9 protein-coding genes and 1 tRNA gene are annotated in these 13,339 nt (G+C 36.4%); 5 read left to right on the top strand and 5 right to left on the bottom strand.

The window, feature by feature from the left end:
* Nucleotides 1–60 precede the first annotated feature (60 nt).
* Nucleotides 61–137 (bottom strand) — tRNA-Ile (locus Q0940_RS08545).
* A gap of 611 nt (nt 138–748) precedes the next feature.
* Here Q0940_RS08545 and Q0940_RS08540 point away from each other — a divergent pair.
* The 4 genes from Q0940_RS08540 to Q0940_RS08525 all read left to right on the top strand — a co-directional run bounded on the left by Q0940_RS08540 (nt 749) and on the right by Q0940_RS08525 (nt 5,000).
* Nucleotides 749–2,395, top strand: a complete 1,647-nt coding sequence (locus tag Q0940_RS08540) for a FapA family protein (RefSeq protein WP_299267023.1) — start codon at nt 749–751, stop codon at nt 2,393–2,395.
* A gap of 172 nt (nt 2,396–2,567) precedes the next feature.
* Nucleotides 2,568–3,287, top strand: a complete 720-nt coding sequence (gene ompR / locus Q0940_RS08535; protein WP_299267019.1) for a two-component system response regulator OmpR — start codon at nt 2,568–2,570, stop codon at nt 3,285–3,287.
* A 73-nt stretch (nt 3,288–3,360) separates the two neighbouring features.
* Nucleotides 3,361–4,671 carry a two-component system sensor histidine kinase EnvZ gene (envZ, locus tag Q0940_RS08530; protein WP_299267015.1) on the top strand — a complete coding sequence of 437 codons (1,311 nt, stop codon included), beginning with the start codon at nt 3,361–3,363 and terminating at the stop codon, nt 4,669–4,671.
* A 92-nt stretch (nt 4,672–4,763) separates the two neighbouring features.
* Nucleotides 4,764–5,000: a hypothetical protein gene (locus Q0940_RS08525; RefSeq protein WP_299267011.1), complete on the top strand. Its 237-nt coding sequence runs from the start codon at nt 4,764–4,766 to the stop codon at nt 4,998–5,000.
* Nucleotides 5,001–5,111: 111 nt separating this feature from the next.
* Here the strand turns inward: Q0940_RS08525 and Q0940_RS08520 are convergent, their stop codons facing one another.
* Nucleotides 5,112–7,553, bottom strand: coding sequence for a TonB-dependent receptor (locus tag Q0940_RS08520; protein ID WP_299267008.1), 2,442 nt, complete (start codon nt 7,551–7,553; stop codon nt 5,112–5,114).
* 894 nt (nt 7,554–8,447) lie between these two features.
* Complete coding sequence (locus Q0940_RS08515; RefSeq protein WP_299267006.1) at nt 8,448–8,957, bottom strand: TIGR02444 family protein; 510 nt, start codon at nt 8,955–8,957, stop codon at nt 8,448–8,450.
* A 34-nt stretch (nt 8,958–8,991) separates the two neighbouring features.
* Between Q0940_RS08515 and Q0940_RS08510 the strand changes: the two genes are divergently transcribed.
* On the top strand, nt 8,992–9,588 hold the full coding sequence (locus Q0940_RS08510; RefSeq protein WP_299267003.1) for a glutathione S-transferase family protein: 597 nt from the start codon (nt 8,992–8,994) through the stop codon (nt 9,586–9,588).
* Nucleotides 9,589–9,661: 73 nt separating this feature from the next.
* Here the strand turns inward: Q0940_RS08510 and Q0940_RS08505 are convergent, their stop codons facing one another.
* Nucleotides 9,662–11,362, bottom strand: a complete 1,701-nt coding sequence (locus tag Q0940_RS08505; protein WP_299267000.1) for a M1 family metallopeptidase — start codon at nt 11,360–11,362, stop codon at nt 9,662–9,664.
* 63 nt (nt 11,363–11,425) lie between these two features.
* Complete coding sequence (locus Q0940_RS08500; RefSeq protein WP_299266996.1) at nt 11,426–13,336, bottom strand: ABC transporter ATP-binding protein; 1,911 nt, start codon at nt 13,334–13,336, stop codon at nt 11,426–11,428.
* Between the last annotated feature and the right edge of the window lie 3 nt (nt 13,337–13,339).

Here is a 13,339-nt window from a genome sequence, read left to right as displayed (position 1 = left end):
GATTGAAAGTAAAAAGTTTGTGGGTTGTACTCTTGTTTCAAAATTGCTTGGGAGAGAAAATGGTGCCCCCTCCCTGACTCGAACAGGGGACCTGACGATTATGAGTCGTATGCTCTAACCAACTGAGCTAAGGGGGCATTCCATTTGTTTTCGTTGCAAAAATAGTTTCTTGCTGAAAACGGCAGGCAGTATAAGCAATGTTGTTTTGCTTGTCACTCCCTGTTTTTGATTTTTGTTTTATTTGCTTATAGTTTAATCAATTGCTTTGTTTTTTTCTTAAAAAACGTTTTTATAAAGGTTGTTAGCATTACCTTTCGAGTCTTTTTTACTAATCGCTACCAAGTTTGTCATATTTTTAGAGGTTATTATTAATAGCCTTAGCCTTGTATTTGCTACTTTCTTTTTTATCTGTTGAGTTTGTATGCTTTTTTAATACAAGAATTAATTGAGTACAGATAAATATAAAATTAATTATTTATAAAATATCAGTATGTTCAGCAGGTTATGGATATAAAACTTGTACCTTGTATGCGCTAAATATTAATATACAGTTTCGATATTTTAAAAAATACATTTTATTGCCATAACGGGTATTTGGATAATTGCCAATACTAGGTTATAAAGCACTCTTCATATTTTTTTACGATTAAAATTCACACAAAATTGGATTTTTTATTTAGTTAGCCGATAGAGCTTTAACAACTATTGATTAAACCAATAAAATAATAAACATAACAAAAGGTTTTCTTTGTCTGATATTAGCTTTACCCAAGATGGTTCGATAATCTCTATTGAGATAGATTGTAGTGCCCATAGCCCTATCTATGAAGTATCGGATTTACTGAAAGCGCATGCTGACAGTACGTTTTATAAAACCTATGTAAAAAAAGAAGTACTACTCGACCTTATAGATTCGGTTAATGAATTAGTCATGGAAATTAAAAATGGCGTAAATAATCCAACCAAATTTACTCGTGAATTTGCTGAAATAATAGATGCGATTGTTACTATTAAAGTTTCAGCAGATAAAATGTCAGCTAAAGCCCAAATTGAAATGCCTTGGGGTGGAAAAATTGCTAGTGTTGATGCAATTAAAAAAGCATGTCAAAAGAAAAGAGTAAGCTTTGGTCTTAAACGCTCAAAAGTAGAAGCTTTATTAGAAAATAGTTTTGATGCCCATCCTGGTGAAATCTTTGAGTCGGTTATTGCTTTAGGTAAAGAACCTAAGCATGGAAAAAACGCCAGCTTTAAACCTCTTGTGGAATTATTCTCAGATAAAATTCGTAAACCAACCGAAATGGCTGATGGTAAAGTTGATCTCAAAGACTTAGGTGATATTGAAACAGTCAAGCCAGGCGAAAAAATTTATCAAAAAATGCCTTTAACAGCGGGTATCGATGGTCGCAATGTCTTGGGCGATACGTTAAAAGCGAATCCTGGGAAAGATGTCAGAATGGAAGTATCTTCAGGCACTATTATCGATCCAGATGATGAAACTATATTACTAGCCAAAAAAGAAGGCTTAGCTCGGTTAATTGATAATCGTATGGAAGTTGACGATGTTTATACGTTAACTGAATTAACACCAAAACAAGGTCATGTTAAATTTAATGGAACGGTAATTATACTTGGTGATGTGTCACCTGAAATGAAGATCATTGCTTCTGGTGATGTACTTATTTCAGGTTTTGTTGAGTCATCTAGTATACGCTGTCGTGGTGAATTAACAGTATTATCGGGGGCTTCTGGTAAGTCGTTAGATGAAGAAGTTGATGGCCGTAAAAATACCTGTTTGTTGGAGTCAGGTAACCGAGTGAATGTTGCTTTTGCTAATCATGTAGACATAGTGGCAAAACGTGATGTATTTATACATAAACAAATATCACATTGTAATGTGACGGCTGCATCTATTGTTGTTGGTAAAGGCCGAGTGCCACGCGGTAAGATCATTGGCGGACATTATAATATTAGTAAGTATATTGAAGTTGGGCACTTAGGTGCACCGTCGGATACCGTTACTCATATTTCCATGAATAGAACCTATGATGTATTTAAGCAAAAAGAAGATAGTTTTTGGCAACAAATTGAAGAATCACAAGAAAAATTAGACCTGCTACAATCTAACTTGCCCTCTTTAGTAGGAGGCGAACAAAAAAGTGCAGCAAAAGCTGAAATGATCCAATTAGAAAATAAAATAAATAAAACCATAAATTACCGTAAAACCTTAAGTCAACGTCGCCGTGATTATATGGAAAATGTGATCATTAAAGTTAATCATACTTTATATGGAGGCCTTTACTTTGACTTTGGTAGTAAAGGTATTACAAATACAGTCCGTAAAGGGCCGTCGACTGTTAGGTTAGAAGACTTTCAATTAGTTATTGAAGCTAAATAGCCTTTAATATTTTCGGTATTGTTATCATGTATAAATCCCTCTTTTATTAACCTGAACTTCCCAAGTTAAATATCTCTGTAAAACTTTGTAACAACCTAATTACAGAGATGTTTTGGCAAACTGCCGCTTTTCTTTTATATTCGACACATAATAAATATCGATTGGATAAAAAATGGAAAGCGAAACCACTAAAATTTTGGTTGTTGATGACGACATGCGTTTACGTAGCTTGTTAGAACGTTATTTAACAGAGCAGTCTTTTATCGTAAGAAGCGCCTCTAATTCAGAACAAATGAATCGATTGTTAGATCGAGAAAATTTCCATCTAATCGTGTTAGATCTTATGTTGCCAGGTGAAGATGGTTTGTCTATTTGTCGTCGCTTGCGTCAAAACAACAACCAAATTCCAATTATTATGTTAACGGCTAAAGGCGACGAGGTTGACCGCATTATTGGTTTAGAGCTAGGTGCTGATGATTATCTGGCTAAGCCATTTAACCCAAGAGAATTACTTGCCAGAATACGCGCTATTTTACGTCGTAAATCTAAAGACGTTCCGGGCGCACCAACAATGGAAGAGGAAGAAGTCACCTTTGGTGATTTCACCTTAAATTTAGCAACGCGGGAAATGCATCACGGTAATAAAATTATGCCGCTAACCAGTGGTGAGTTTGCTGTACTAAAAACCTTAATAAGCCATGCTAGAGAGCCATTGTCCCGTGATAAATTAATGAACTTGGCAAGGGGAAGAGATTACTCTGCACTGGAAAGAAGCATAGATGTACAAGTAAGCCGATTACGTAAAATGATTGAAGAAGATCACACTAAACCAAGATATATACAAACGGTTTGGGGCGTGGGGTATGTATTTATTCCAGACGGAAAAGGCTAGTTCGCATTCTTACCCAGCCTCGTTATGCCAACTTATATGAGTTGGCTTTTATCCAAATTTAAATGAAGTTGTTATGAAATTATTGCCTAAGAGCTCTTTTGGTCAGACTGTTTTTTTAGTTGGTTCGTTGTTATTAATTAACCAGATTGTTTCTATGGTTAGCGTATTATTTTACGTTATAGAGCCAAGTTATCAGCAAGTAAATAACTTATTGGCTAAGCAAATTAAAGTATTGTTTATGCCTAATACTCAAGGAATAACAATACCTAAACAGTTATCAGTCGACTTCATCAAAACCACTGGAATTAAAGTACTTACCAACCAACAAGCTGAAGAAAAAGGTTTGTTAGACGCGCAAGTTTATCCATACTTTTCTGAACAAATGTCAAAACAGTTAGGTGGTGAAACAGAGGTAAGAATATCGGAAGGTGATAATTACTATTTTTGGGTAAAACCACCACAAGCGAAAAACTACTGGGTGCGTTTACCTTTGGATGGACTAGAAGAAAGGAACCTTTCGCCTTTTACCATTTATCTAATTGCTATTGGTATTTTAAGTGTGGCTGGTGGTTGGGTGTTTGCTCGCCAATTAAATAGGCCGCTTAAGTCATTGGAAAGTGCCGCTAAAGAAGTAGGACAAGGTGATTTTCCTGAGCAACTCAAAGAGATAGGCTCAACAGAAATTGTGGCGGTAACGCGAGCTTTTAACCAAATGTCGGCGGGCATTAAACAATTAGAGAAAGATAGAAGTTTGTTAATGGCGGGAGTCTCTCATGATTTACGTACTCCATTAACTCGAATTAGGCTTGCCACAGAAATGATGGGGCCAAACGAAGATTACTTAAAAGATGGCATAGTTAACGATATTGAAGATATGAATATGATCATAGATCAATTTATCGCTTTCATACGTCACCATAAAGAAGAAGCACTTGTAGCTGTTGATTTTAATGCATTAGTAGATGATGTAGTCGAGTCAGAGAAATTGAATAAACAACGAGAATTTCAAACTTTCTTTGATAGTAAAATAAAAGCTCAAATGATGAGGCCCATCGCGATTAAGCGAGTGATCACCAACTTATTAGAGAATGCACTTAGGTATTCAAACGATAAGATTTTAGTTGAAACTGGAATTGATAAAAAAAATAACATGTTTTATTTTTCAGTACTAGATTCTGGCCCCGGAATTAAAGAAGACGATGTGGCTAAGTTATTTGAACCATTTTACCAAGGTGATATTGCGCGCGGTGGAGAAGGTAGTGGTTTAGGTTTAGCTATTATTAAAAAGATAGTTGATTCACACCACGGAGAAGTTATTTTAAAAAACCGAAAGCAAGGTGGTTTATCAGCAACGGTTAAGTTGCCTCTTATAGCAATTACTTGATTGTTATTCATTTAATGTAATTGGTATAACCGAGTTAAAAAGCTAAGCTAGAGTTATTGATACAGTATGATTTTTAAATTTTGGAGGAGAGTATGTCAGGACAAGGTTCAACAGGTAACGTATTAGCCGCATTGTGTAATGTATTTATTCCAGGGTTAGGACAACTGATCCAAGGCAATATATTACCTGCAATATTTATATTTGTGACAGTCACCGTTGGTTATGCATTATGGTTTCTAATTGTTCCTGTTATTTTCGCTGGATTAATACATTTGTGGTCAATTTATGATGCCGCTACATTTAGACCTGATTCTTATTTTGAAAGGTAAATAGCCCTTAATTTCAAGTAATAAAAAAGCCAATGTAAACATTGGCTTTTTTGATCCTGTTATACATATTTGTATAACAGCTCATAAGACTTGCTAAAGTTATTTAGTGATTTAAAACTTACCTCTAACCCCTACATGAAGTCCACGAGCTGGTAATAAAGTTAAGTCTTTCAGGTATGAACTGTGTACACGAGCTTCTACATCAAATACGTTTCTGATATTAGCAAATGCGGTAAGATCTTGATTGCCTGCTTGGAAGTAATAAGCAAAATCGATATCCGTCATATTGTATGAATCTGTTTTAGTTTCCAGCGGTGCTAATTTAGTTTGCGAGAAATAAAACATATTTTGAGCGCCTAAATCCCAGCTATTACCTTGGTATTTAAATGACAGGCCAATTCTATTTGGTGGGATGCGTGGTAAATATTCACCATTAGTTAACTCACCTACAATTGTGTCTGCTTGCAGTGCTAGCTTTAGTTCTGGTGTTACTTGCCATTTAAACTGGCTTTCTATGCCGTAGAACTTAGCGTTGTTAGTTTGCGTTATATAAACAGGTAGGTCACTTTCTTCGTGTTCATGCCCTTCTTCTTCATGATCTTCCTCTTCGTCGTGATGCTCTTCTTCATCATGCTCAAGGATATCTGACGATAATAGACCGGTTTCATTTTGATAATAAAAGTTGTCTACAGTGTTATAGAACAAGTTAATAACAAAACCAAAGTCACCGTTAAATTTACGTAGTGTTAATTCAGCATTGTTGGCTGTTTCTAACTCAGTTGGCTGTGATGATAATACTAACTCTGAGTGTTGGTCGGCTTCATCAAATTCAATCTCGTAAAGAGAACCAACTTCATAACTGCTTGTTCCAATATGTGTACCTAAAGATAGTAATTCACTTGCACTTGGTGCACGTTCAGAACGTGTTAAGGACACACCTAAGTTATAACCATCTGTAAAGTCCCAAACTATTCCGCTAGATAAGCTAATTGGAGAGAAATCAAAGCTTTGATTTACACCGTCAATGTCTGCTGATAAGTCTATCGATTCAACACGAGCACCTAGCTGCAATAACACAGAACCTAAGTGCCTTTCCTCTAGTAAAGCAATTGACGTGTTTTCAGTTACTGATGGTGGAGTAAATGCTTCTTCACCCTCTGCAGAAAAGTCTGAATGCTTATATTCAACCGATAATGCACCATGCCAACCGGCTATTTCTGCAAAAATTAAATCAGATTTTAATTGTGTCGTTTTGTTATAAAACTGAGTGCCAATTTCACCGTTTTCTAATTCTGCATGATGATAATCTGTGTAACCAAATTTAGTTTGTAAACCAGTAATGAATGAATGGTCAAATTCAAAAGCACTTAATACTTGTACTCGGTCTTGGGTCATATCGCCTTGGACAATCTCTTCTTCGTGCTCTTCTTCCTCATGCTCTTCCTCTTCTTCTTCATGCGAGTGACCAGTAATACCGTATAAACGGTTAAGTTGACCAAAAGAAACGCCAACAAAGCCAGAGTCAAATAAGTAGCTTGCGCCTAGATTAAAGCCGTCAGAGTCAGCGGCACTATTTTCTAGAACTCCAGTAAACTCTTCCTCGTGTTCCTCATGCTCTTCCTCTTCCTCATCATGAGCATCTTCTGATTCTGCAGGACCTGGGATTTCATAGTCATCGCTTGAGCGAGTGAATGCATCAAAATGTACAGCAACATTATCAAAGCCTTGTGCTGCTAATCCAGTACTTAAGTTAACGCTTAATTCATTTTCATTAGAAACTGTGTTGTGCGATACCTGATAATCAGCTTCAAATTCGTCGTTAGTTGGAACACGGTTATCTACTACGTTTATAACACCACCAATTGCGCCGTTACCAAATAGTAATGTGGCAGGACCGCGTAATATCTCAACTTGTTTTACCGTTGATGTTTCTGTTGAAACAACATGATCTGGACCCACTCTTGATGCGTCTGACGCATCTAATCCATTTTGCGTGATCATCACTCTTGGGCCATCTAAACCACGGATAATTGGACTAGAACTAACCGGACCAAAATAAGTAGAATGTACACCTAACTCATATTTTAATGTCTCGCCCAAAGTAGAAGTGTGCTTATTGTGAAGCTCCTCATCTGAGATCACAGAAATAGCAGATGCAGATTCAATAGTAGAAGAATGTAATGGTGATGCGTATACATCTATATGATCCATAACACTAGACGCTAACTCAACTTGTAATGGCAGGGTAGTGGACGTTGTGTTATCAACTAAAATATTTTTATGTTGGAATCCTGTAGCGCTAACGTGTAATTCGTAAGTGTTTGGATCAACTGCGTTTTTAATTGGTGTTTTAGACTCTAGTTCAATAACAAATCGACCTTGTGCATCGGTTTGCTCTGAATGGTTATGTCCATGGATTTGTACTTTTGCATTAGCAATTGGAACTTGCTCTGCATGCTTATTTTTAGAAAAAACCACGCCCGACAATGACTGAGCGGCAGAAATTGGAAATACGATAATAAGCGCTAATAAAGCGCAAACTTGCTTAAACATAATATTCGCCTGAAATATGACTTTTAAATAAGCCATTTAAAAATAGACTAAGAATAACTCCCTTATAACTTACAACCTGTAAATGACAGAGGATCAGTATTCATTTTTAATTACTGGCTAAAAAGCCAATGGTGATGAATCAAGCGTTAAAAGGCGGAGCCCGAGCATGAGGGATGGTTATTGGGGATTGTTTTTTTAGGGTGAAAGCATTGAGTAAAGTATCGTTATTTTCTTGAAAATAATGAAAGCTATAATTTGTAGGAATGATTAAGTGGTCAAGATAAGATGGATGTGAACAGACATCACATTGCTCAATAGTATGACTTTGAGATAAGTGAGTTAACTGATGTTCAGATTGCACAAAAGCAGCGTTTAATAAAACACTGATCAAGACAAGTCTAATAATGGACATCAATTTTGTAGGCATGAATTTATTAAATACAATCACTTATAAAGTTGATATGTTACATTGTATCTTTTTCGCTGTAAATTTATTTATGCGCTAAAGTAGATTTTTAGGTAAAGAGTAAGTGAATATAAAAAATAGGCGCCCAGAGGTTAAAGTTATTAACGTAACCGCCATAAAAGGTAGTGCCACTTATAAGGTTGGGATATATAAGTCGTACTATTTATCTATTTTGTCTGTGTCTTCTGTAGATCCATCTTTTGCATTCACTACATGTGAGATGAAATACCAAGTATAAAATACTCCCAAAAGAACAGTTAAACTTAATATGCCAAAGCTCATATACAATACTGGATCACTAAAAAAATCTCTGAACATTACGTTCCCCTTTTCAATATAGAAGTAAATAAATCTGATGGGTGAAGTGTAGAGTGATAGCTAAGAGTTGATATGATCCAGATCAAGTATTTTCTAGAGGATGGGAAGCACTAAACTAAATATTGATTTAGATCAGTTAATTTAACTTTTGGCAGACTAGTCAGCTCACTTTGTTCTATTAAATGTGTTTGGTACAAAGCTAAATTATCAATATTATCGGGTTCTTCTATTACCGAATGTAACTTGTTTTTTTGTGACTGGGGTAATTCTGACAGCAACAAGCTTTGCTCTTGTTGCTCAAATATCAATTCAGCATCTAACAGCTTTTGTCTAATAGCTGGATAACCTTCAATTGCATCCATGTCCTCTTTATAACGTTGTCGTAAAGCTCTTAATGGTTTGGTGTAGCCATTAGAAAAATCTGAAACTTTGGTATGTAGAGCCATTAACTCAGATTGGGGTAAGGCTATTTTTTGTTGGTTTAACATGGCGCATAACAAAGCCAGGTTAACATTGGCGTTAACATCATTTTGCCAAGTGATAAGAGCCGACTGCACTAAATCATTTTTATAAAGTGCTAGGCTAAATTGCCAGAAGGAAGATAGAGTAATTGCATTCATTCAATGATAGTAAAGAATTTAAAGGTAAGGTGCTATGAAAATATACGGTGATAGACAATCAGGCAACTGTTACAAAGTACAATTAATTTGTGACTTACTCGGATTGTCATATGAATGGATTGATATTGATATATTAGCGGGCGATACTAAAGACTTAGCCTTCTTAGCTAAAAACCCGCTGGGTAAAATTCCGTTATTAGAATTAGATGATGGCCGCTGTTTGTCAGAGTCTAATGCAATAGTTAATTACCTAGCGGCGCATACAGATTATTTACCATCAACACCATACGAACTAGCAAAAGTACAACAGTGGCAATTCTTTGAGCAATACAGTCACGAACCTTTTATTGCAGTCGCACGTTTTATAAATAAATACTTAGGCTTACCGGATGATAAAAAAGAAGAGTATGCCGCAAAACAGGTTGGTGGCCATAAAGCGCTAAAAACAATGGAAGCGGAATTACAAGAAAGTCATTTTATAACTGGCGAGCAAGTAACGACTGCAGATGTTTGTTTATATGCTTATACCCATGTAGCAGAAGATGGTGGTTTTAACTTAAGCCAATACCCAGCTATTCAGAATTGGCTTACTCAGATGGAAGAGTTGGAAGGATTTACAGCTATGCTGTAAATCCAGCTAATTATACTAAGTGTGTAATACTTTTCTATTTACTTAGCTCGTAAAACGAGACACGTAAAAGAAACTATTTATTAACTTTTTTCTTTTCCTTAAGAAAGTTCTGATAATCAACGATGTGTTGGTCGTACTTTAGGATTTTACTGTTAGGATCGACAATGATCACATCCATTTTATCAATAGTTAATGTAACGGGCGTAGCTAAATCTAACGTGGTTACTTTGCCATTTATTTGTATTTCGACTGGCATATAAAATGGTTTGTTGTTTTCAATCTGCCATTGCAATGTGATTTTATCGTCAGTTCTGTTTACAACTAATTTAGGTAATTTAGCTTGGTAAAGGTAAACATCAAAAAACCAAGATAAGTCTTTGCCTGTTACTTTATTTACTATGTTGACAAAGTCAGCGCTGTTTTTAAATACAGGGGTGAAGTTACCCGGTTTTGGTGTGGCGGTACCGTATACTAACTCTTTTGTAGACGTGAAAAATGCATCATCGCCAATCAAGCTTCTTAACGTATGGAGAACTAAGGAACCTTTAGTGTAAATGTCACCACCAGGGCCTGTTTTTGTTTCATAAACCTCTTCTTCTTCCTTTATCTCGTTTGATACTAAAGGAGCTCTATTTAGGATTTTTTTACGTTGATTATTTAATTGTGCTTTATAGGCTAAATCACCATGAAGGTACTGAGCAAACAAAGGTTGCATGTAAGAGCCAAAACCTTCGTGTAGCCACATGTGATCCCAGTTGTCATTGGTAAGTTGATTGCCAAACCATTCATGAGCAAATTCATGCTGCATTAATTGGTCATAACCAAACTCGTTTTTTTTATATTCATTGCCATAGGCATTGATTGTTTGATGTTCCATACCTAAATGTGGTGTTTCAGCTATTCCTACTTTTTCTTGGGCAAAAGGGTAAGGTCCAATCACACGTTCGAAGAAGTTGATCATGGTTGGAATTTCACTAAACAATATTTTGGCTTTCTCTGTCGTTTCAGGTAAGTGATAAAACTGAATATCTAATGTATTGCCATAGAGACTTTGGTATTTTGTCTCTAACAATTCATAAGGGGCAATATTTAGGGCTATAGCATAAGTGTTATGCATTGACTTAGTTTGCCAATGATAGGTTCTTGTAAATTTGTCTTCATCGACATTAACCAACACACCATTGCTTGCTGCAACGAGTGGTTTTGGAACAGTAATATGTTGCTCTACTTGCATTGGTTCAGTGGTAGGGTGGTCAATACAAGGCCAGAATAAATCACAGCCTTCACCTTGAACCGCACTGGCAATCCAATGCTCGCCGCTTGGTGTAGTTTCCCACATAACGCCGCCATCCCAAGGTGCTCTTACCGGTACTCTTGGTTGCCCTTGGTAGGTAATCGTCACACTAAATTCATCTGACACAGCTTGGTTAATTAAAAGCATACCTTCTGGGTTTGAGTATTGCTCCGAGCTGAGAGTCTCTCCATTTACTGCAACGGCAGAGACATTGAAAACACGGTCTAAGTCGACAGAAAAAGAATCACGAGGTTTATCTGTAATAAGAGTTAGGGTTGCTATCCCTGCAATGATTGTTTGCTCTGGTTTAATATCAAATGTTAAGTCAGCATGTTTCACAGTTAAACCTTGTTGTGAAACTGGCATGTGTCCACCACTTTTTAGTGAGTATGCACTGGTTGTAACTTGAGTATTACAAGCTGATAAAAGTGACACTATTACCAACGAAGTTATCGTAAATATGGCTAATGGAAATTTCATTATTATCCCTTTTTATATTTAGTTACTGTTTATTATATTTTTCTAGTTTTTGCCCAGCGCTAACTAAGCCGTAAATTCTTCGCGTATTGTTTCAATCTGCTCTTCTAATTCAAACCATTCAAGCTCAATGGTTTCTAATTCAGATTTAATACTGGCTTGCTCGGTTAATAGTTTATTTAGCTGAGTCTTGTTTTGTTCTGTATATAGCTCGGTATCTGCCATTAACTCTTCTATTTGTTTAAGTCGAGTTTCTAACTTTTTTTGTTGTTTTTCTAATTTGTCGGTTTGCTTTTTAAGCGGCGATACTTTCTTTCTTAATTCTGCATCAAGTCGTTTTTGTTCTTTTTTAGTGGCTGCTGAGTTTTCTTTATCATCTGTACTTTTATTTGCCGCTACTTCTTTCAATGTCTCGGTTAATAACCAAGCGTGATAATCTTCTAAGTCTCCATCAAAAGGTTGTACGGTTCCGTTGTCGACTAAATACAATTCGTCACAACTCGACTTCAGTAAATGCCTGTCATGTGAGATTAAGATCATCGCACCTTCAAAACCTTGTAGTGCAATGGTTAACGCTTGACGCATTTCAATGTCTAAGTGGTTGGTTGGTTCATCGAGTAATAACAGGTTTGGTTTTTCAAATACGATAAGAGCCAAAACTAAACGGGCTTTTTCTCCACCAGAAAAGCTGTCGATTTTGTCTAATGCTTGGTCGCCATTAAAACCAAAGCCACCAAGGTAATTTCTAGCTTCTTGTTCCAGCATGCCGGGATTTAACATAGTGATATGTTGTACTGGAGTTTGACCTAGACGTAATCTGTCTAATTGATGCTGCGAAAAATAACCAATATTAAGATGCTTGGAATGTTCCAATTCACCGGTAAGAGGTGGTTGAGATAATGAAATCGTTTTTATAAAGGTAGATTTACCAGCACCATTTCTACCCAATAAACCAATACGACTGCCCGGCACTAAATTTAAATGAATATTACTGAGTATGGTGGTGTCACCGTAACCGGCACTTACTTTTTCCATTTTCATAATTGGATTAGGAAGCTGCTTGGCTGGTGGAAATGAAAAGTTAAATTGAGAGTCAATATGAGCTGGTGCAATCACTTCCATGCGTTCTAACATTTTAACACGGCTTTGCGCTTGTTTAGCTTTTGTCGCTTGAGCTTTAAAGCGGTCGATAAAAGACTGAATATGCTTAATTTCAACTTGTTGTTTTTCAAATGTAGCTTGCTGCTGTGATAATTTTTCGGAGCGCTGTCTTTCAAAGTTTGAGTAATTACCTGTGTAACTATTAAGTGACTGTTGTTCAACGTGTAAAATACCTTGGCAAATATTGTCAATAAAATCCCTGTCATGAGAAATTAATAAGATGGTGCCAGCATAACGTTTAAGCCATTTTTCTAACCAGATAACGGCATCTAAGTCCAAGTGGTTAGTTGGTTCATCTAGCAGTAAGCAGTCACTATCAATCATTAATGCTTGCGCTAAGTTAAGGCGCATACGCCAACCACCAGAGAAGCTCTTTACTGGTTTTTGTTGTGCTTCGACATCAAACCCTAGACCGTTAAGTAATTCTCCGGCTCTAGATTTAATGGTGTAGGCATTAATGTTTTCCAGCTCATGATGCAAATGCCCAATTTTAGTTCCGTCGTTATTATCTTCTGCAATTTGTAACTGGGCTTGTAGTTCTCTGTACTTAATGTCGCCATCAATAACGTATTCAATAGCTGATGTATCTACATTTGGAGTTTCTTGTTTTACCCATGCAAGTTGCCAATTTTTTGGATAACTGACATCGCCATTATCTGTGCCTAATTCGCCACGGATAACATTAAATAACGTAGATTTCCCCGTGCCATTTGCACCAATGATCCCTATTTTATGTCCCGGATAAATAGTCGCGTTTGCGTTGGTAAATAGAACTTTGTTTCCGAGTTGTAAATTTAGCTGGGATATATGTAACATGAA

This window comes from uncultured Psychrosphaera sp., assembly GCF_947500655.1.
Taxonomy (GTDB): Bacteria; Pseudomonadota; Gammaproteobacteria; order Enterobacterales; family Alteromonadaceae; genus Psychrosphaera.
The sequence above is the reverse complement of the archived record's forward strand: the minus strand, read 5'-3'. Positions and strand labels throughout refer to the sequence as shown.